General features: G+C 61.8%; 23 protein-coding genes. 12 read left to right on the top strand and 11 right to left on the bottom strand.

Annotation, left to right across the window (positions count from 1 at the left end; translation table 11 throughout):
* Nucleotides 1-9: 9 nt before the first annotated feature.
* Both accC and aat read left to right on the top strand, forming a co-directional pair.
* Nucleotides 10-1,353 carry an acetyl-CoA carboxylase biotin carboxylase subunit gene (accC, locus tag AC1D05_RS03005; protein WP_477438007.1) on the top strand — a complete coding sequence of 448 codons (1,344 nt, stop codon included), beginning with the start codon at nucleotides 10-12 and terminating at the stop codon, nucleotides 1,351-1,353.
* A 12-nt stretch (nucleotides 1,354-1,365) separates the two neighbouring features.
* Entirely contained in the window at nucleotides 1,366-1,983 is a 618-nt protein-coding gene (aat, locus tag AC1D05_RS03000) for a leucyl/phenylalanyl-tRNA--protein transferase (RefSeq protein WP_477438005.1), read from the top strand.
* 11 nt (nucleotides 1,984-1,994) lie between these two features.
* On the opposite strand, the gene AC1D05_RS02995 is transcribed toward aat, so the two are convergent.
* From AC1D05_RS02995 to AC1D05_RS02985, 3 genes are all read right to left on the bottom strand, one after another.
* Entirely contained in the window at nucleotides 1,995-2,378 is a 384-nt protein-coding gene (locus tag AC1D05_RS02995) for a hypothetical protein (RefSeq protein WP_477438003.1), read from the bottom strand.
* An 86-nt stretch (nucleotides 2,379-2,464) separates the two neighbouring features.
* Nucleotides 2,465-3,073 (bottom strand): DUF2155 domain-containing protein, encoded by a 609-nt coding sequence (locus tag AC1D05_RS02990; protein WP_477438001.1) that lies wholly within the window; start codon nucleotides 3,071-3,073, stop codon nucleotides 2,465-2,467.
* Between the two features lie 159 nt (nucleotides 3,074-3,232).
* Entirely contained in the window at nucleotides 3,233-3,631 is a 399-nt protein-coding gene (locus tag AC1D05_RS02985; RefSeq protein WP_027045618.1) for an NADH:ubiquinone oxidoreductase subunit NDUFA12, read from the bottom strand.
* A 227-nt stretch (nucleotides 3,632-3,858) separates the two neighbouring features.
* Here AC1D05_RS02985 and panB point away from each other — a divergent pair, with 227 nt between their 5' ends.
* Together panB and panC are read left to right on the top strand one after the other, a co-directional pair.
* Nucleotides 3,859-4,701: a 3-methyl-2-oxobutanoate hydroxymethyltransferase gene (gene panB / locus AC1D05_RS02980; protein WP_477437999.1), complete on the top strand. Its 843-nt coding sequence runs from the start codon at nucleotides 3,859-3,861 to the stop codon at nucleotides 4,699-4,701.
* Nucleotides 4,698-5,549 carry a pantoate--beta-alanine ligase gene (gene panC / locus AC1D05_RS02975; protein WP_477437997.1) on the top strand — a complete coding sequence of 284 codons (852 nt, stop codon included), beginning with the start codon at nucleotides 4,698-4,700 and terminating at the stop codon, nucleotides 5,547-5,549. Before panB ends, panC begins: the two co-directional genes overlap by 4 nt.
* A 40-nt stretch (nucleotides 5,550-5,589) precedes the next feature.
* On the opposite strand, the gene AC1D05_RS02970 is transcribed toward panC, so the two are convergent.
* Nucleotides 5,590-5,934 (bottom strand): VanZ family protein, encoded by a 345-nt coding sequence (locus AC1D05_RS02970; protein WP_477437995.1) that lies wholly within the window; start codon nucleotides 5,932-5,934, stop codon nucleotides 5,590-5,592.
* A gap of 58 nt (nucleotides 5,935-5,992) precedes the next feature.
* On the opposite strand from AC1D05_RS02970, the gene AC1D05_RS02965 reads away from it, so the two are divergent.
* Nucleotides 5,993-6,211, top strand: coding sequence for a helix-turn-helix transcriptional regulator (locus AC1D05_RS02965; protein ID WP_477437993.1), 219 nt, complete (start codon nucleotides 5,993-5,995; stop codon nucleotides 6,209-6,211).
* A 30-nt stretch (nucleotides 6,212-6,241) separates the two neighbouring features.
* On the opposite strand, the gene AC1D05_RS02960 is transcribed toward AC1D05_RS02965, so the two are convergent.
* The 3 genes from AC1D05_RS02960 to gatB all read right to left on the bottom strand — a co-directional run bounded on the left by AC1D05_RS02960 (nucleotide 6,242) and on the right by gatB (nucleotide 9,092).
* Nucleotides 6,242-6,940, bottom strand: a complete 699-nt coding sequence (locus AC1D05_RS02960; RefSeq protein WP_477221383.1) for an AIM24 family protein — start codon at nucleotides 6,938-6,940, stop codon at nucleotides 6,242-6,244.
* 156 nt (nucleotides 6,941-7,096) lie between these two features.
* The gene (locus tag AC1D05_RS02955; RefSeq protein WP_477437991.1) at nucleotides 7,097-7,588 is read right to left on the bottom strand and encodes a GNAT family N-acetyltransferase; all 492 of its coding nucleotides are present in this window, start codon (nucleotides 7,586-7,588) and stop codon (nucleotides 7,097-7,099) included.
* 4 nt (nucleotides 7,589-7,592) lie between these two features.
* Entirely contained in the window at nucleotides 7,593-9,092 is a 1,500-nt protein-coding gene (gatB, locus tag AC1D05_RS02950) for an Asp-tRNA(Asn)/Glu-tRNA(Gln) amidotransferase subunit GatB (RefSeq protein ID WP_475450998.1), read from the bottom strand.
* Between the two features lie 290 nt (nucleotides 9,093-9,382).
* Between gatB and AC1D05_RS02945 the strand changes: the two genes are divergently transcribed.
* Complete coding sequence (locus AC1D05_RS02945; RefSeq protein ID WP_477438152.1) at nucleotides 9,383-9,640, top strand: YjhX family toxin; 258 nt, start codon at nucleotides 9,383-9,385, stop codon at nucleotides 9,638-9,640.
* Nucleotides 9,641-9,687: 47 nt separating this feature from the next.
* On the opposite strand, the gene AC1D05_RS02940 is transcribed toward AC1D05_RS02945, so the two are convergent.
* Both AC1D05_RS02940 and AC1D05_RS02935 read right to left on the bottom strand, forming a co-directional pair.
* Nucleotides 9,688-10,119 (bottom strand): CBS domain-containing protein, encoded by a 432-nt coding sequence (locus AC1D05_RS02940; protein ID WP_095204363.1) that lies wholly within the window; start codon nucleotides 10,117-10,119, stop codon nucleotides 9,688-9,690.
* Nucleotides 10,120-10,207: 88 nt separating this feature from the next.
* A complete protein-coding gene (locus AC1D05_RS02935; RefSeq protein WP_477437990.1) occupies nucleotides 10,208-10,966 on the bottom strand; it encodes a rhomboid family intramembrane serine protease in 759 nt (252 codons plus the stop codon).
* A gap of 405 nt (nucleotides 10,967-11,371) precedes the next feature.
* Between AC1D05_RS02935 and AC1D05_RS02930 the strand changes: the two genes are divergently transcribed.
* The 5 genes from AC1D05_RS02930 (at nucleotide 11,372) to AC1D05_RS02910 (ending at nucleotide 15,262) form a co-directional block, all read left to right on the top strand.
* Nucleotides 11,372-12,004: a PAS domain-containing protein gene (locus AC1D05_RS02930; protein WP_477437988.1), complete on the top strand. Its 633-nt coding sequence runs from the start codon at nucleotides 11,372-11,374 to the stop codon at nucleotides 12,002-12,004.
* 119 nt (nucleotides 12,005-12,123) lie between these two features.
* On the top strand, nucleotides 12,124-12,741 hold the full coding sequence (locus tag AC1D05_RS02925) for a PilZ domain-containing protein (protein WP_477437986.1): 618 nt from the start codon (nucleotides 12,124-12,126) through the stop codon (nucleotides 12,739-12,741).
* A gap of 285 nt (nucleotides 12,742-13,026) precedes the next feature.
* Nucleotides 13,027-13,635, top strand: a complete 609-nt coding sequence (locus AC1D05_RS02920) for a transglutaminase-like cysteine peptidase (protein WP_477437984.1) — start codon at nucleotides 13,027-13,029, stop codon at nucleotides 13,633-13,635.
* A gap of 189 nt (nucleotides 13,636-13,824) precedes the next feature.
* On the top strand, nucleotides 13,825-14,580 hold the full coding sequence (locus AC1D05_RS02915) for an NYN domain-containing protein (protein WP_477437982.1): 756 nt from the start codon (nucleotides 13,825-13,827) through the stop codon (nucleotides 14,578-14,580).
* Nucleotides 14,581-14,701: 121 nt separating this feature from the next.
* Nucleotides 14,702-15,262: an ankyrin repeat domain-containing protein gene (locus AC1D05_RS02910; RefSeq protein ID WP_477437980.1), complete on the top strand. Its 561-nt coding sequence runs from the start codon at nucleotides 14,702-14,704 to the stop codon at nucleotides 15,260-15,262.
* A 49-nt stretch (nucleotides 15,263-15,311) separates the two neighbouring features.
* Here AC1D05_RS02910 and AC1D05_RS02905 read toward each other — a convergent pair whose 3' ends face one another.
* Both AC1D05_RS02905 and AC1D05_RS02900 read right to left on the bottom strand, forming a co-directional pair.
* Nucleotides 15,312-15,839 carry a gamma carbonic anhydrase family protein gene (locus AC1D05_RS02905; RefSeq protein WP_477437978.1) on the bottom strand — a complete coding sequence of 176 codons (528 nt, stop codon included), beginning with the start codon at nucleotides 15,837-15,839 and terminating at the stop codon, nucleotides 15,312-15,314.
* 19 nt (nucleotides 15,840-15,858) lie between these two features.
* Complete coding sequence (locus tag AC1D05_RS02900) at nucleotides 15,859-16,194, bottom strand: DUF6949 family protein (RefSeq protein ID WP_477437976.1); 336 nt, start codon at nucleotides 16,192-16,194, stop codon at nucleotides 15,859-15,861.
* A gap of 117 nt (nucleotides 16,195-16,311) precedes the next feature.
* Between AC1D05_RS02900 and AC1D05_RS02895 the strand changes: the two genes are divergently transcribed.
* Nucleotides 16,312-17,043, top strand: coding sequence for a hypothetical protein (locus AC1D05_RS02895; RefSeq protein WP_477437974.1), 732 nt, complete (start codon nucleotides 16,312-16,314; stop codon nucleotides 17,041-17,043).
* Nucleotides 17,044-17,088 lie beyond the last annotated feature (45 nt).

Here is a 17,088-nt window from a genome sequence, read left to right as displayed (position 1 = left end):
GCGGGCCGGATGTTCCAGAAGATCCTCATCGCCAATCGCGGCGAAATCGCGCTTCGGGTGCTGCGCGCCTGCAAGGAACTTGGCATCCAGACGGTGGTGGTGCATTCGACCGCCGACGCCGACGCCATGCATGTGCGGCTTGCCGACGAGAGCGTCTGCATCGGGCCGCCGCCATCGCGCGACAGCTATCTCAACATCCATCAGATCGTCGCGGCCTGCGAGATCACCGGCGCCGATGCCGTGCACCCAGGCTACGGCTTCCTGTCGGAGAACGCCAAGTTCGCCGATATATTGGCCGCGCACAACATCACCTTCATCGGCCCGTCCGGCGACCATATCCGCATCATGGGCGACAAGATCGAGGCCAAGCGCACCGCCAAGCGCCTTGGTATCCCGGTGGTGCCCGGTTCGGACGGCGCCGTCACCGATCAAAAAGAAGCCAGGCGCATTGCCGCCGAGATCGGCTATCCCGTGATCATCAAGGCATCGGCCGGCGGCGGCGGGCGCGGCATGAAGGTTGCCCTTACCGAGGCTGACCTCGAGATTGCCTTGCAGACTGCGAGCACGGAAGCCGGTGCGGCCTTCGGCGACGATGCCGTCTACATCGAGAAATACCTGGAAAAGCCGCGCCACATCGAGGTGCAAGTGTTCGGCGACGGCTTCGGCCGCGGCGTGCATTTCGGCGAGCGCGACTGTTCGCTGCAACGCCGCCATCAAAAAGTCTGGGAAGAGGCGCCCTCGCCGGCGCTCAACGCCGAAGAGCGGTCCCGCATCGGCGGCATCTGCGCCAAGGCCATTGCCGATCTCGGCTATTCCGGCGCCGGCACGATCGAGTTCCTGTACGAGAATGGCGAGTTCTATTTCATCGAAATGAACACGCGCCTGCAGGTCGAGCATCCGGTGACGGAAGCGATCACCGGCATCGATCTCGTCCACGAGCAGATCCGCGTCGCTTCCGGCGGCGGTCTTTCGGTCAGGCAGGAAGACATCAAGTTCAATGGCCACGCCATCGAATGCCGCATCAATGCCGAGGATCCGCGCACCTTCACCCCCTCGCCCGGCACGATCACGCATTTCCACACGCCGGGCGGTCTCGGCATCCGCGTCGATTCCGGCGTCTATTCCGGCTACAAGATCCCGCCCTACTACGACAGCCTGATCGGCAAGCTGATCGTGCATGGGCGCAACCGCGTCGAATGCATGATGCGGCTGCGGCGGGCGCTGGATGAATTCGTCGTCGACGGCATCAAGACGACCTTGCCGCTGTTTCGCGATCTGGTCGGCAATGCCGACATCGCCAATGGCGACTATGACATCCATTGGCTGGAAAAATACCTGGCCAAGGAAGAGTAGTCCGGGGACGCGATGACCCGCCCTTACGCGCCCGGCTATCGCATCCCCACCGACCTCTTGCTCAAGGCCTATGCCTCGGGCGTCTTCCCGATGGCCGAAAGCGCCAGCGACCCTGAAGTTTTCTGGGTGCGGCCGGAGACGCGCGGCATCATTCCGCTCGACGGCTTCCACACGCCCAAAAGCTTGAGGAAGGTGATCCGCAAAAACCCGTTCGACATCCGTTTCGACTTTGATTTCGAGGCGACGATCGACGGCTGCGCCGAAAAGCGCGAGGGGCGCCGCTCGACCTGGATCAATGCGCCGATCCGCGAGGCCTATGTGCAGTTGCACCGCATGGGCCATTGCCATTCGGTCGAGGCCTGGCATGAGGACAAATTGGTCGGCGGCCTCTATGGCGTGTCGCTCGGGCGGGTATTCTTCGGCGAAAGCATGTTTTCCAAGGCGACGGATGCGTCGAAGACCTGCCTCGTGCATCTCGTCGAGCGTTTGAAGGCACGCGGCTTCGCTCTGCTTGATACGCAATTCACCACCGAGCATCTCAAGCGCTTCGGCGCAGTCGACGTGCCACGCGGCAAGTATGAGAAAATGCTGGCGGAAGCGCTGAAGGGTGAGGCGATCTTTTTTCCCTAGAGAATCAAACCCTACTTCGGGGCGGCGTCGATCGGCGTCTGCGAGTGGAACATCATCTTCCAGCCGTTGACGCGATGGACATAGCCGGTGCTGACCAGCGCCGCATAGGGCTCGCCATTCTCCCGCGTCGCATGCGCCTCGTAGGTCAGCATGATGATGTCGCTGCCGGGCTCGATTATCCCCTTGAGGTCGATCTTCAGGTCGCGCCAGCGGTTGGGCTTGGTTGCGGTCTTGGCCAGGTCCGCATTGTCCATTGCCTGTGCCATCTTCGGAAATGCTACCAGGCATTCGGTATCCGCATTGGCCGCATAATAGGCTTCGTCGCCAGTCCAGAATCCCTTCTCGAGTTCGAGCAATTCTGCCTTGCTGGCGGTGATCCGCTTGCTGTCTGACATCGAAATATCCTCCGGGCGCATCGATGCGCGATCGTCCCTGGTCCAACGCATGGTGGCCACGACGGTTCCGAGGGGGGGGTCAGCGATCAGTTGGCGTCGGTCGTATCGGGTTGCGTGGAATCAGGCTGTTCCACATCCGGGCTGGCTGCAGCGTCCGGCTCTGCCACGGGTGACTTGGACGCGGCAGGCTTGGCTGCTGCGGGCTTCGAGGCGTCGGCCTTGGTCGCGTCAGCCTTGGTCGCATCTGGCGCCGGCACGTCCGACTTCTGCTTGCATTCCTTCAGCCAGACGTCATAGACGGCGTGTTCGACGGCGTTGAGCCCAGGGCTTTCGGCGAACATCCAGCCGGTGAAGATGCGGCGGATCTTGCGGTCGAGCGTGATCTCGTCGACCTCGACGAAGGAATCGGTCCTCGGCTCCTCGGTCTGCGGCCGGGAATAGCAAACGCGCGGCGTCACCTGCAGAGCACCGAACTGCACCGTCTCGTCGATATAGACATCGAAGGTGATGATGCGGCCGGTGATCTTGTCGATGCCGGCGAACTCGGCGACGGGATTGCTGATGCGATCCGATCCCGCGGGCGCGGCCGGCGCAGGTGCGGCGGGTGCGGGAGAAGCGGCAAAGGCGGCGGTGCTGATGGCGAGGCTGGCGGCTAGCGTCAGACCGCCCGTCGATATCAGGTTGAAAAAGCTCATATAGGGGTACCGGTGGTTCGCGCCCGGGTGATTCCGTCGATCGCCAAGGCTAGTCGCCGTTTTCTGATCAGCAAGCAGCTAAACACCAATTGTGGCGATAAAGGACCGGCCTGCACTTCGTGCTGTGACAAGTCGGGGCGCCATTACATCCAAGGTCCGTTATGACCCGGGCGTCCAGGCGTCATAGTCACCCGTGACCTGCGGGCGATGCTGATTGGTCAGCACCGAGCCTTTCGGGCGATAGGCCGCCGGCGTGCCGGTCAGATTGGGCTGGTGCGACTTCTGCCATTCGCGCGGCTTGTAGTCTTCGCTCGGCGGCGCGACGTCGACACGGTGATGCATCCAGCCGTGCCAGCCAGGCGGAATGGCCGAAGCTTCGGAATAGTTGCGGTAGATGACCCAGCGGCGCGTGCGGCCTTCCGAATCGATGCCGCCTTCGTAGTAGACATTGCCGACCTCGTCCTGGCCGACCCTCTTGCCGTACCGCCAAGTGTGCAGGCGTGTTCCCAGCGTCTGGCTGTTCCACCAGGTGAAAAACTGCGTCAGGAAAGTCTTCATCTCAGAACCCTCGCGCGGGCGGCGCTGTTTCCTGCTTATGGCGTCAGGCCTTCGGGAAGGCAAGGGTTTTGCCGCAGGAGCGCGCAAATGGCGCGCCAGGCGCCCGACACAAGCCTGTGATCCCAAGAGCCGGCAGGATGCGCGCTTGCCAAGCCTTTGCGCTCTTTCTAAAGCTCAGCGCGCCCATGCAGATATCCAATCCGGCCATGGGCCGAAGGAGGTGACGATTGGCCACAAAATTGCCGACCACCGACATTCGCATCGGCACCGAGCTGATTCGCCGCCGCAAGGGCGGTATCCCGTTGGTTTGCCTGACGGCCTACACCTATCCCGTCGCTCGCCTGCTTGATCCGCATGTCGACCTGCTTCTGGTCGGCGACAGCGTCGCCATGGTCCTGCATGGCCATGAGACGACGCTTGGCGCCTCGCTCGAGATGATGATCGCGCATGGGCAAGCCGTGATGCGCGGTTCGGCCAGGGCCTGTGTGGTCGTCGACATGCCGGCCGGCAGCTATGAGGATTCGGCTGATCAGGCCGTGGCCTCGGCGCAGCGCATCATTGGCGAGACCGGCTGCCAGGCGGTGAAGCTCGAAGGCGGCGTCGACATGACCGGTCAGATCGCGGCAATCGTGGCCGCCGGCATTCCGGTCATGGGCCATATAGGCCTGCTGCCGCAATCGGTGGAGAAGGACGGCGGCTACAAGATCAAGGGCCGCACGAACGAGACTATCGCGGCGTTGATGGCCGACGCGCTCGCCGTCGAAAAGGCCGGAGCGTTCTCCGTAGTCATCGAAGGCACCATCGAGGCGGTCGCCGCCGACATCACACGCCGCATCGCCATCCCGACCATCGGCATCGGCGCCAGCGGCGACTGCGATGGCCAGATCCTGGTTATCGACGACATGGTTGGGCTGACCGTCGACCGTGTGCCGAAATTCGTCAAGGAATACGCCGATCTGCGCGGCGTGATCGCGCACGCCGCCGAGCGCTACGCATCGGAGGTGCGAGACCGGACATTTCCCGGCCCGGACCATGTCTTTTCGGGTGCAAATGGCGGGGATAAGTCATGAGCCGGCCCGATGTCGTCGATAGCGTTGCCGCACTTCGCGCGCGGATTGGTGACTGGCGGCGCGACGGCCTACGCGTCGCCATGGTGCCAACCATGGGGGCGCTGCATGAGGGACATCTCTCCCTGATCAGGATTGCCAGGGGAAAAGCCGAGCGCTGCGTGGTGTCGATCTTCGTCAACCCGACGCAGTTCGCGCCGAGCGAGGATCTCGACAAGTATCCACGCCAGCTCGCCCGCGACCTGGATATGCTAGCGACGGTCAAGGCCGATCTTGCCTTCACGCCGACGGTTGGCGCGATGTACCCCGCCGGCTTTGCCACCAGGATTTCGGTCGATGGTCCGTCCGCGGGCCTCGAATCGGACTTCCGCCCGACCTTTTTCGAAGGCGTCGCCACCGTGGTGGCCAAGCTTTTTCTGCAGGCAACGCCCGACTATGCGGTCTTTGGTGAAAAGGATTACCAGCAGCTTTGCGTCGTCAGGCAGCTATGCCGCGACCTTGACCTGCCTGTCGAGATCATCGGCGCCCCGACCATACGCGACGCGCATGGCCTCGCCATGTCGTCTCGCAACGCCTATCTCGACGAGGCCGAACTCGCGGTCGCCCGCCAGCTCAACGTGATCCTGCACAAGGCCGCTGCCGCGCTGGCGGCCGGCGCACACCAAGATGACGCGACCGGTGAGGCCAGCCGCGCGCTGATCGCCGCCGGCTTCCAGAAAATCGACTACGTCGAGGCCCGCGAAAGCCTGACGCTGGCGCCCTGGCGCCGCGACCGGGTGGGCCGCCTGCTCGCCGCCGCCTGGCTTGGCAAGACGCGACTGATCGACAATGTGGAAATTCCCACCGCCTAGGGCAAAGGGTCGATCGGCTGCATTCGGCTTCCTGCTGCGCCTACCTCACGCCTATTCGCCCGCTGGTGCTCACCAATAATTGCCCGACGAGGATCCCAATGATCCCAGCTGATGCTTTCACGAGCGCATCGGCAAGATGCGCGTGGCGACCGGGATCGATGATCTGAAGCAACTCCAGTATGACGGCAGCCACAACCACAAAGATCGAGATTTGATACATTCGGTTGGGGAAGCCGAGCGCCAGGGCGAAGCCCAACAGTACATAGGCCAGGGCGCGTTCGACATTCGCGTCGGCTATGTGCGGCCGCATCTGGATCGGCGACAAGGTTGCGAAAATGATGATGACAAGCAGCACCAGCGCCGCGATGCGGAACAGTTTGATCATATCCCTGCATATCCGTCGTGAGCCGGCACAGCAAATGCTGGGATGACGCAGGGGCGGATTGGGAACCTATCGGCCTGGCCTGACCGCCGCGGAAAAACGTGTTGCCGGCCATGTCGCCGCGGGCAAGACGCGCAAGGAGATCGCAGCAGCCGGCGGCGTTTCCGACGGCACGATCAAATCGCAACTGGCGACGATCTTCGATAAGACCGGCACCGGCGATCAGCGGGAACTCGAATTGCTGATCCGCGAGCCGTCGCCACCGCTGCGTTCACGCTGAGGGTTGCTCTTCCCTTACGCTCTGTCAGAGCTACTCCTCTGTCGGCATATGCAGGTACATCGACTGGATGCCGACACGGCCCGGGCCGGTGAAGCGGTTGACGATGAAATTCATGTTGGCGCCGAAGAAGCCGCTCGACAGGCGGTCGATCTTGGTTTCCATCCGGACCGAGACATCCTTGAACAGCCAGCCGCCCGGCTCGATGTCGATGGTCTCGCCGGCGGCAAGCGTTTTCTCGAAGACATTGCCGTAGCCGTGCAGCCAGACGATGCCGTCACCGCTATCGCCGCGAAAACGGTCGATGAAGAAGCCACTCTGGCCAAACAGCATCGTCGCCAGGCCGCGCACACGCTCGAATGTGTAGTCGACATTGCCGGTTGCGGCGAGAAACTGATGTTCGCGCACCTGGATCTCCTCGCCGCGCCTGAGATGGATCGGCACGATGTGACCGGGTCCGTCGCGGCTGAAGGCGATGATGCCCGCTCCCGACGCCTCGGTGACGAAGATCTGCATGCCAGCCATCATCCGCTTCAGCGCGCCCTTCAGCGATTTCAGGCCGATGGTGATGGTCGAGTTCTTCCACAACAGGATGTGGTGCTCGAAATAGACAGGCATCCGCGTCACGTCGACCGAAAGCACCGGCACCAGTTCGCCCGCTATGTGATAGGTGACGCCACCAAAGGTTTCGTCCGACACCTGGGTCGGCATCAGTTCCGGCAAGCTTGGCATGGTTCCCCCCCTCGCCGCCTTGCGCGCCAGCCCATTCCGGCTTCCGCACGGTCAGCTGTAGCAGCTTGGTGTGTGACCCCTGGGCCGTCAAACGAAAACGAGCCCTTGCCGCACCGCTCGCGCGAAGGTGATCCAGACAGGTGCGCGCCGAAGAGATCAGCCGGCAAGAGGCCGGCGATAGACGAGTGTCGGCTCGCCAGAGGCAGCGGTGTGCTCGCCGGCAGCGCCAGATCGCACGAAGCCGTTGGCTTCGTAGAAGGCGATGGCGCGCGTGTTCTGCGCCTCCACTTCCAGACGGATGGCGTCAGCCTCGGGAAAACTTTCGATGATCTCATCGAGGAGCATGCCGCCGATGCCCCGTCCCTGCAGGCTGGGCAGCACGTAAAGCTGTCTCAGGACAACCGTCTTGCCGCCGTCGACGCTGTCGGCAAAGGCCACGCCGCCAATGCGCTTGCCGTCGTCGGCGACGAGGAAGTCGCTGTTCGGCTTGATCAGCCGCGCCTTCAGTGAGGCGATCGAATGCCATTCGTCGGTGATCTCGGTGACCTTGGCGGCGCCGTATATGGCGTCATAGGTCGCATGCCAGGTTTCGACCAGCACCGCTCGGATGGCATCAAGGTCGCGCTCGCCTGCGGTGCGGACGAACATGGCCTTACTCGATGCCGAGCTTGGCCTTGACGAGGTCGTTGACCGCCTGCGGATTGGCCTTGCCGCCGGTCGCCTTCATCACCTGGCCGACGAACCAGCCGGCCATGGTCGGCTTGGCGCGCGCCTGTTCGACCTTATCCGGGTTGGCCGCGATCACCTCGTCGACCGCCTTCTCGATGGCGCCGGTATCGGTGACCTGCTTCAAGCCACGGCTTTCGACCAACTGGCGCGGATCGCCACCTTCGTTCCAGACGATCTCGAACAGGTCCTTGGCGATCTTGCCGGAGATGGTGCCATCCTTGATCAGGTCGATGACCGCACCGAGTTGATCGGGCGAAACCGGAGCATTTTCAATGTCCTTGCCGGCCTTGTTCAGCTGTCCGAGCAGATCGTTGATGACCCAGTTGGCAGCGAGCTTGCCGTCGCGGCCGGCGGCCACCTTCTCGAAATAGTCGGCGATCGACTTTTCCGACACGAGGATCGAAGCGTCGTAGGTCGAGAGACCAAGCGAGGAGATCAGCCGCGCTTTCTTGTCGTCAGGCAGTTCCGGCAGTCCTGTGGCCAAAGCATCGACATAGGCCTGGTCGAATTCCAGCGGCAGAAGATCGGGATCGGGGAAATAGCGGTAGTCGTGCGCTTCTTCCTTCGAACGCATGGAGCGCGTTTCGCCCTTGACGGCATCGTACAGCCGCGTCTCCTGGTCGATCTTGCCGCCGTCCTCCAGAATGGCGATCTGGCGGCGCGCCTCATAGTCGATGGCCTGGCCGATGAAGCGGATCGAGTTCATGTTCTTGATCTCGCAGCGTGTGCCGAACTCGCCACCGGGCCGGCGTACCGAAACGTTGACGTCGGCGCGCAGCGAGCCTTCATCCATGTTGCCGTCGCAAGTGCCGAGATAGCGCATGATTGTGCGCAGCTTGGTGACATAAGCCTTGGCCTCATCGCCGGAGCGCAGATCAGGCTTGGAGACGATCTCCATCAGCGCCACGCCCGAGCGGTTGAGGTCGACATAGGACATGGTCGGATGCTGGTCGTGCATCGACTTGCCGGCATCCTGCTCCAGATGCAGCCGCTCGATACCGACCTCGATGTCCTCGAATTCGCCTTGGCGGTCCGGTCCGACCGAGACGATCACCGTACCCTCGCCGACGATCGGCTGCTTGAACTGCGAGATCTGGTAGCCCTGCGGCAGATCGGGATAAAAATAGTTCTTCCGGTCGAAAACCGACTTGTGGTTGATCTGTGCCTTCAGCCCGAGACCGGTGCGGATCGCCTGCTTGACGCATTCCTCGTTGATGACGGGCAGCATGCCTGGCATTGCCGCATCGACCAGGCTGACATTGGCATTGGGGGCCGCACCGAAAGCGGTCGAAGCGCCGGAAAACAATTTTGCTTCCGAGATGACCTGCGCGTGCACTTCGAGACCGATGATGATTTCCCAGTCGCCGGTGGCGCCGGGGATCAGGCGTTTTGCGTCTGGTGTGCGGGTATCGATGAGTGTCATGGCCTGCCGTCAAATTCAGAACTGATGCTGAGTGCACTGCGCATTCAGGAGGTACAAATCGTACCCGCTTCGCTAGTGCAAACCGCCAAAAGAGACAAGCGCAAAGCCACGGACTGGCCTTTTCAGCCGCTTTCGCCTATAGGACGCCGTCCCAATGGAGAGTGGATGTCCACTTACGCTCAGTCCCGGTAAGGCCCTGACCTCGTAGCGAGGCAGGGCAGCAAACTTGAAACCCCGTGCCGCGAAGCTTCGCGGCGGCGGCATTTTTTGTTTTCCCGGAAACTCTCCACATGGATATTTCGCGCATTGAACAGCGCATCCTGCACCTGCTCGCGCAGGGCGGACGCATTGAAATCGAGAAGAACGACAAGAAACGGATCGCCTCCGTCAAATGCCTGACCCGCGACGGCTGGCATTATCCGGGCGTCGATCTCGATTTGTTTCGAAAGCTGAAACGCAAGAAGGCGGTTTCGTCGTCGGGCGGCGGTCCCTACCGCATCACCAGACACGGACTCGAGCTCGTACGTTCCGAACTCGACAACAGATAGAACTGGCTCCGCCGGTCGGCTCTCCGGCCGGCGGTTCCTTTCACCGCTCAGGCAGTGGCGATGTAGGCCCTGATCTCGTCGGCCTCGCGTTCGACATCCTCGATGCGGCGCTTGACCACGTCGCCGATGGACACGATGCCGTCGAGCAGGCCGTCCTTTTCCACCGGCAGATGGCGGAAGCGGCCCCTGGTCATGATCTCCATCACCTCGTTAACGGTGTGGTTCTCATTGCAGATCTTCACCTTCGGCGTCATTGCCGAACGCACGGCGATATCGAGCGCGGCCGCACCTTCCTTGGCGACAACCCGCACGATGTCGCGTTCCGACAGGATGCCGACGATCTTGCGATCGCCGTTGGTGATGACCAGCGCGCCGATCTTGTGGTCGGCGAGCATGCGGATGGCCACGCTAAGTTTTTCATTCGGCCCGAGCGTTAACACGTCGTGGCCTTTTCTCTCGAGAATTGCCTTAACCGTCATGGCGTCCTCCTCTGCTTTTGCCTGCCGGTTCCTGCCCTGACCGGCTTTCACATAAGAGTGAACATCGTGCGCCGTGATCGGTTGCATTTCAAGTGCGGCGATCGGTGGTTTCCCACTCGGGCGGCTGCCATCGCCGATCGAACCAGCGCAGGCCGAAGAAGCCGGCGACAAAGCCGCCAACATGGGCCTCCCAGGCGATTTGCCCGTCTATTCCGGGAGCAAAGCCGAGCAGGCCGGTGGCGAGGTTGATGATCATCCACACGGCGAGGAAGATCACGACACCACGCAAACGCAAGACAATCGCGATCGGCAGCACAGGACCAGCGAAGGCCGCCTTGCCGACCGACCGGTCGGTGCGGAAACCGAAACGCGCCGCGGCCCCCATCATACCCGATATGGCGCCGGAGGCGCCGACAAGCGGCGCTTCACCGTATGGGTGCATGGCCCAGAAGAGCACTACGGAAGCCAGTCCGGTGGCCGCGAAGACCAGCGCGAACCAGAGCGCACCGAGGCGATTGGCCAGTGGCGATCCAAAGGCGGCCAGCCAGACCATGTTGATGGCGATATGGGCAAAATTGCCATGCATGAAGGCATAGGTGAAGGGCCGCGTGAACAGGAACCAGTCGAAGCCGTATTGTCCGGTGTAGAGGACGGGGATGAAGGCCCCGTCGTAGAGCAGCGTCATCTGCTGTGCGTCGTTCAGAACATATTGCTGCAGCAGATAGACGGCCGCGCAAATGCCGATCACCGCCAGCACGATCGGCGGCAGATTGAACACCGGCTCGCGCGCCGGCGGCGGCATGTTTTCGACCTGTTCGGCCTCGGAAGGATCTTGCGGTTCGGTCATCTGCAATGGCAACTCGATGCTGGTTCGATCTGGGCTGGTTCGATCCAGCGAGCATCTAGATCACGGTCATTGGAACCGCAAACGGCGAATCGCCCCAGCGCGAATCAAAAAAGAAGCCGTCCAAGGTTTCCCTTGAACGGCCGGTCGAGCCCCCTGCTCCCCTAAAACTCTGACTGAAGTGCTGCCGATCGTCGCGAAACGACCGCTTCTGGAGTGGTTTTGGTGTGCCACGGGGCGCCCTCGGGCGCAACGTAAACCAGTTGTTAACCTTAACGGCCCCGACCCGTGAACAAGTGTTAACGATGCTGGCACGCTTCCTGCTCCGCAACGCATGTAAGTCATCGGAGGGCGCCCTTCTGTTCACCGATGGGACATCAGACGACAGAATGCGCGGAGCAGCATACCATGAACCAAAACGGATCGATCACGCTGTTCCATTACTGGAATCGCCTGCGTGACGGACGCCCTGCTCCGAAGCGATCGGAAGTCGAGCCGGCCGATATCAAGTCGCTTTTGGCCGATACGTTCATCCTGGAAAAGGACACACGCGGGCACCCCGTGTTCCGCCTCGCCGGCACCAGGCTCTGCGCCTGCTATGGCCGCGAACTCAAGGGGTTCTCCTTCCCCTCACTGTGGCGCGAGAAGGATCAGCGGCTCGTCTCGAAGCTGATCCACGGGGTGTTCGACCAGAAATCCGTCGTGCTGATCACCTTCGAGGGTTTCAGCCGCAACGGTCGCACCAACAAGTTCGAATTGCTTGCCTTGCCGCTTGACGGTGGCATCGAAAATCCGCGCTGCCTCGGCGTCGTCAGCGCCGCCGAAAAGCCGTTCTGGCTGGGGGCAGACCCGATCACCGACGCAATGATCGATTCGATCCGTGTCATTGATCCGGAGAAAGAGCTGCTCAACAACCGTCCGGCGATCGACGTTCCCTCGCTTGTTCCAGCCGACCTCGAGGCGCCCGATACGATATCCGCGCTTGGCCGGGCGCGCCGCATCCGCCATCTCGTCGTCTTCGACGGCGGACGCGAGGAATAGTTGATGATCGCACAGTCCTGAATGCTCGTTTTTTCCCTTTGTTAACCCGCTTTGTTGTACTTCTCTGATGAAGTCCTTCGCATCGACGCGCGGGAATGCCAAACGGGGTGTAGGCAGTCATGAGGTCAGCGGCGGTCGACTACGCGCCGTCCCAAGCTGAAAGGCGTAACTTTCAGCGCGTCCGGGTCAAAATATACGGGCGATTCATGCTGGAAGACCGCACCGAGCACCCTTGCCAGGTTGTCGACATGTCACCCGGCAACGTTGCGTTTCGCACCGACCGCATCGGCATGCCCGGCGAAAAAGTCATCGCCTATATCGATCATATCGGTCGCATCGAAGGCGTCGTCACCCGCACCTTGCAGGATGGCTTCGCCATGACGGTGATCGCGTCCGACCGCAAGAAGGACAAGCTTGCGGCGCAGTTGACCTGGCTTGCCAACAAGCACGAACTCGACCTGCCGGAAGACCGCCGCCACGAGCGCGTCGCGCCGCGCAACCCGACCAGCGTGCTGCAGCTCACCGACGGCCGCCAATACCAGTGCCGGATCATCGACCTGTCGCTGTCCGGAGCCGCGGTCGAGATCGATGTCAAGCCGGCGATCGGCGTCCAGGTCATGCTCGGCACCATGCGCGGCCAGATCGTTCGCCATTTCGAGGATGGCGTCGCCATCGAATTCGCCGTCATCCAGCGCCCCGAAACACTCGATTCCGAATTCAACGCGCCGCGATCCTGACCGGACAGGACAGGACGCCCAATCGAACCGGCCCTTCGTGGCCGGTTTTTTGTTTCTGGGCGCCAGCGATCGATGCTCGTCCGGTCAGCCGAGGCTATGACCTGCAATGCTCAACGCGGGCCACGCATCCCGCCCGGTCAGCCCCGCCAATCCAAACAATTCAATACTCAAATGATTCAAATTTTATGTGAATTCTACTGGCGTTTTACTTAAAGTCTGCTTCGCGCTTTTGCGTCAAATAAATCCAGCCGTGGCAGTGTCTCCTTCGAACGGGGAGACTAGAAAATGAAAAGAACGAGGGGCAAGCTGTTGCTGATGGCAATGGCGATGCAGCTTTCCGCTTGGGGATCAGCATATGCCGCGGGACCGGCCTATATGCACACCGGCGGACGTACCACGCAGCCTGTTGGCCATTATGAATTCTGCCAGCGCATTCCTGGCGAATGCAACGAGAGGACGCCCAAGGGCGCGCCGGTCGACCTGAGCCGCAAGCTCTGGGCAACGATCGTCAACATCAACAATTCGGTCAACACCCGCATCAAGCCGCGCACCGACATCGAAAACTACGGTGTCGAGGAGTATTGGGCCTATCCCGACAATGGCTATGGCGATTGCGAGGATTACGCGCTGGAGAAGCGCCGCGAACTGATGGACGCGGGCGTGCCGGCGGGCGATCTCTTGATGACGGTTGCGCGCCAGCCAAATGGCGACGGCCACGCCGTCCTGACTGTGCGCACCAGCCTCGGCGAGTTCATTCTCGACAATCTGGAAACCAAGGTGCTGTCCTGGACGGACACCGACTACACCTATCTCAAGCGTCAATCGACGGAGAATTCCGGCGTTTGGGTAACGATCAACGACGGCCGCTCCGACGCGGTCGCCAGCGTCCGCTGAGGACGTAACGAGAAACCCGGTCGAGTCCCCACCCTCCCCGTCCCCAACGACCGGGTCTAAGGAGCCGGCCCCGTCCCCGGGCCGGCTCCGCCATTTCTGGCGGAAGCCGCTAAAATTGATCCAGTTTCGACCGCATGGTGTGTGCTCGCGTCGCAGTATCTCCAGAAGATATCAGCCGCAGGAGGTCTTATGCCCACCGAAGCTCGATCACCGCATCTTGCGGTTCTCATCGACGCCGACAACACCTCCGCCAAGATTGCCGACGGTCTGTTCGAGGAGATCGCAAACATCGGCGAGGCCAGCGTGCGCCGGATATATGGCGACTTCTCCAGCCCTCGGTCCAAGGGCTGGGCAGACATACTGGCGAAACACGCAATTATTCCGCAACAGCAGTTCGCCTATACCACCGGGAAGAATGCTTCAGATATCACGCTGGTGATCGACGCCATGGATCTGCTCCATAGCGGTCGTTTCGACGGTTTCTGTCTGGTTTCATCCGACAGTGACTTCAATAGACTCGCCCTGCGCATTCGCGAACAGGGCGTCGACGTGTTCGGGTTCGGCGAGCGGAAAGCCCCAAAGAGCTTCCAGCAGGCCTGTCACCGTTTCATCTGTACCGAAAATCTTCTGCGTGGCGCGGCGAACGGTCGGGATGCCGCGCCCGCAACGAAGTCGGGTAAAACGCCAGGTGCAGCACTGCCCATACTTAAGAAGGCCGTCGGCTTGATGAATAGCCCGGATGGTTGGGTGCTGCTCGGCACCTTCGGGAAGCAACTCTCAAGCCTGTTTTCGGACTTTAATCCTCGGACCTATGGCTTCCGTAAGTTGAGCGATCTGGTGAGAAGTACAGGCGCATTTGAAATCGAAACCCCTAAGGGCGGCGCGATGCGAATGCGGACCAAGCCAACAGCTGGGAAAAAGGGAAAAATCAAACCTGATCAGTGATAGGAGCCTGACGTCCTCAAGGCCACAGCGGCCAGGCACATTCGAACATCCTGATCGGCCTTCCCACAAGTAGGTGATAGAGGCACAATAAGTCGTTGCTTTCCTCCTCCGGATCACGGCGATGTTGGAAATCCCGGAAGATCGATGCGAGCGCCATCGCCTGTTCAAGGCGATCGACGATGCCTTCAAGGCCGGTGACTTCGACGGCCTTGGCAAAGCGCTGGGCGGTTCGCCCCGCTGGTTCGACGAGCGCATGCCGTTCGAGCTGGGCCTCGGCCATCCGCTGGAATATGCGATCTATTGGAGTTCCATCGGCTTCATCTCGACCCTGCTGGGTGCGGGCTCGGACCCGAACTACGGGGATCACGGTGGGTTTCCGGCAATCATTGCCGCGCTGTCCACCGACCGGGCCGACAGGCTGGAAGTCGTGCGGGTGTTGATCGAGGCTGGCGCCGATCCCGACATGCGGGGCGTGAACGACTGGACACCGCTTCACTACGCAGTGGTCATCCGCAGCGCCGACGCGATCCGCCTGCTTTTGGCGGCGGGTGCTGATCCTGCGCTCGAAACCCGGATCGACCACTACAGGACAGCCGCCGAGGAAGCCGACATTGCCGGCTTTGAAGCCGGCGTGTCATTGTTGCGCAATGCGATGGCCGGGCGTGGCTCCAACGGACAGTAAAGTCAGCTCGCGATTAAACGGTCGGCGACAGCAGTTGGCCAAGCCGGGCTCAGACCTTCTTCAGCCCCGCCTTGAAGCGCTTGCCATTGGCGACGTAGTGCGCTGCCGAGCCGCGCAGCCTGGCGATAGCCGCGTCGTCCAGCACCCTGATCGCCTTGGCCGGTGAGCCGACGATCAGCGAATTGTCCGGGAACTCCTTGCCCTCGGTCACCAGCGCGCCTGCGCCAACCAGCGAATTCTTGCCGATCCTGGCGCCGTTCAGCACGATGGCGCCCATGCCGATCAGGCTGTTGTCGCCGATCGTGCAGCCATGCAGCATGGCCCGGTGACCGACCGTGCAGCCTTCGCCGATGGTCAGCGGAAAGCCGGGATCGGTGTGCATGACCGTGTGTTCCTGCACATTGGTGTCGGCGCCGATGACAACAGGTTCGTTGTCGCCGCGAATGACGACGCCGAACCAGAAGCCGGCATTGCGGCCAACGCTCACATTGCCGATCAGCGTCGCATCGGGCGCGATCCAGTTTGTGTCCGCGTCCGCGAAGCTGGGCTCCGTTCCGTCGATCGCATAAAGCGGCATTGTCGGTCTCCGAATCGTCTCAGATGCCGGACCCTAGGAGACGGATCGTCCATGAGGCAATGGCAAGCACGACGATGCCCAGCGCCAGGGACCAGGCAATCGCCGTGCAGCCGCATGACAGGAGCGCCACTGTCGAAATGCGGTTCTCGCGCCGGGCATCGAGGGCAGCGTTGACCAGCATGAACGGGCCGGCGCCAGCCGTAGCCATAAGCGAGCGCAGCACATGCGAGGTCGACACATAGGGTTCGGCAAAGGCGACCTTGCGGCCCGACACCAGTTCCATCGTCGAGCCCGTCAGCCCGCAGACCGTCAGCCCGACGGCAAAAGCGAACAGGAAGAGTTCCATCTGAGCCATCTTAACCTTCCATTTACCATGAAATCGCACAGTCGTTTCAGGAAGGCTGCAAGAGCCGTGCCGCGCGATGTGTGCCGCCGAGGGACACCGGGAATGGCGGCTGGGATGAGGACCGAGATGAAGCAGGCAGCGATCGCCGACGGCGCTGAATTCACCGTGATCGATTCCACGCTGATGAGGCGGGTGTTCTACGCCTTTGCCGCACTGGCCCTGCTGTCGGTGGCGATCAGCGTTGGCGGCAAATGGGTCGGCCATTCGATTGCCATGGCCGGTTACACGGACGATCCGACCATCCGACAGGTCGTGATCGGCAACAATGTCATCGCTGTGCCGGCCAACACCATTCGTTTCGCCCAGGCCCGGCGCGACGGCATTGCCTCGCGCCTCGACCTTTACCTTCGCTATCCCGAGATGGACGGTTACAGCGAGGCGGCCCGCGACGACTTCAATCACTCGGAAGCCAACGGCAAGATCATCTTCCTGTCGTTCGAGCAGCAGATGATGTCGCGCGACATGAGCGGCCGGTTCGCGCCGATCTACAGCGCACTAATCGTCAAGCCCGGCATCCCCGGACCTGGCGGCACGAAGGTCTACGGTTTCAACGAGAAATCAGGCTATCTGAACGAGGTGCTGGTGGTCGGCAAGCGCGAGGGCAAGGACCCTTTCGTCGCCCGCTGCCTCAGCGGGCCGAATGCCGGTCAGTCGCTGGCGCCGTGCGAGCGGGACATCCATGTCGGCGACGATCTCAGCCTCACCTATCGTTTCCCCAAGGAATTCCTTGGCGACTGGCAGGCACTCGACGCGGCGATGACGGCAGAGGCCGCGCGAATCCTGAAGCCCGGACATTGACTGAGAGATGCCGAGGCCGGCCGCGCTCGGCGCGGCCCGCCATCG

Source organism: Mesorhizobium sp. P2_E9, assembly GCF_056403815.1.
Note: the sequence above shows the minus strand (reverse complement) of the source record. Positions and strands in the feature narration are given on the sequence as shown.

Bases quoted from the DNA above. Each gene is read 5' to 3' on its own strand.
- AC1D05_RS02955 (WP_477437991.1), bottom strand. From the start codon at position 7,588: ATGTTCGTCCGCACCGCAGGCGAGCGCGACCTTGATGCCATCCGAGCG.
- AC1D05_RS02920 (WP_477437984.1), top strand. From the start codon at position 13,027: ATGAAAAGAACGAGGGGCAAGCTGTTGCTGATGGCAATGGCGATGCAG.
- AC1D05_RS02915 (WP_477437982.1), top strand. From the start codon at position 13,825: ATGCCCACCGAAGCTCGATCACCGCATCTTGCGGTTCTCATCGACGCC.
- AC1D05_RS02970 (WP_477437995.1), bottom strand. From the start codon at position 5,934: ATGATCAAACTGTTCCGCATCGCGGCGCTGGTGCTGCTTGTCATCATC.
- AC1D05_RS02895 (WP_477437974.1), top strand. From the start codon at position 16,312: ATGAAGCAGGCAGCGATCGCCGACGGCGCTGAATTCACCGTGATCGAT.
- gatB (WP_475450998.1), bottom strand. From the start codon at position 9,092: ATGACACTCATCGATACCCGCACACCAGACGCAAAACGCCTGATCCCC.
- panC (WP_477437997.1), top strand. From the start codon at position 4,698: ATGAGCCGGCCCGATGTCGTCGATAGCGTTGCCGCACTTCGCGCGCGG.
- AC1D05_RS02925 (WP_477437986.1), top strand. From the start codon at position 12,124: ATGAGGTCAGCGGCGGTCGACTACGCGCCGTCCCAAGCTGAAAGGCGT.
- aat (WP_477438005.1), top strand. From the start codon at position 1,366: ATGACCCGCCCTTACGCGCCCGGCTATCGCATCCCCACCGACCTCTTG.
- AC1D05_RS02990 (WP_477438001.1), bottom strand. From the start codon at position 3,073: ATGAGCTTTTTCAACCTGATATCGACGGGCGGTCTGACGCTAGCCGCC.
- AC1D05_RS02935 (WP_477437990.1), bottom strand. From the start codon at position 10,966: ATGACCGAACCGCAAGATCCTTCCGAGGCCGAACAGGTCGAAAACATG.
- AC1D05_RS02945 (WP_477438152.1), top strand. From the start codon at position 9,383: ATGGATATTTCGCGCATTGAACAGCGCATCCTGCACCTGCTCGCGCAG.
- AC1D05_RS02995 (WP_477438003.1), bottom strand. From the start codon at position 2,378: ATGTCAGACAGCAAGCGGATCACCGCCAGCAAGGCAGAATTGCTCGAA.
- AC1D05_RS02930 (WP_477437988.1), top strand. From the start codon at position 11,372: ATGAACCAAAACGGATCGATCACGCTGTTCCATTACTGGAATCGCCTG.
- AC1D05_RS02905 (WP_477437978.1), bottom strand. From the start codon at position 15,839: ATGCCGCTTTATGCGATCGACGGAACGGAGCCCAGCTTCGCGGACGCG.
- AC1D05_RS02985 (WP_027045618.1), bottom strand. From the start codon at position 3,631: ATGAAGACTTTCCTGACGCAGTTTTTCACCTGGTGGAACAGCCAGACG.
- AC1D05_RS02940 (WP_095204363.1), bottom strand. From the start codon at position 10,119: ATGACGGTTAAGGCAATTCTCGAGAGAAAAGGCCACGACGTGTTAACG.
- AC1D05_RS02900 (WP_477437976.1), bottom strand. From the start codon at position 16,194: ATGGCTCAGATGGAACTCTTCCTGTTCGCTTTTGCCGTCGGGCTGACG.
- accC (WP_477438007.1), top strand. From the start codon at position 10: ATGTTCCAGAAGATCCTCATCGCCAATCGCGGCGAAATCGCGCTTCGG.
- AC1D05_RS02910 (WP_477437980.1), top strand. From the start codon at position 14,702: ATGTTGGAAATCCCGGAAGATCGATGCGAGCGCCATCGCCTGTTCAAG.
- AC1D05_RS02960 (WP_477221383.1), bottom strand. From the start codon at position 6,940: ATGCCAAGCTTGCCGGAACTGATGCCGACCCAGGTGTCGGACGAAACC.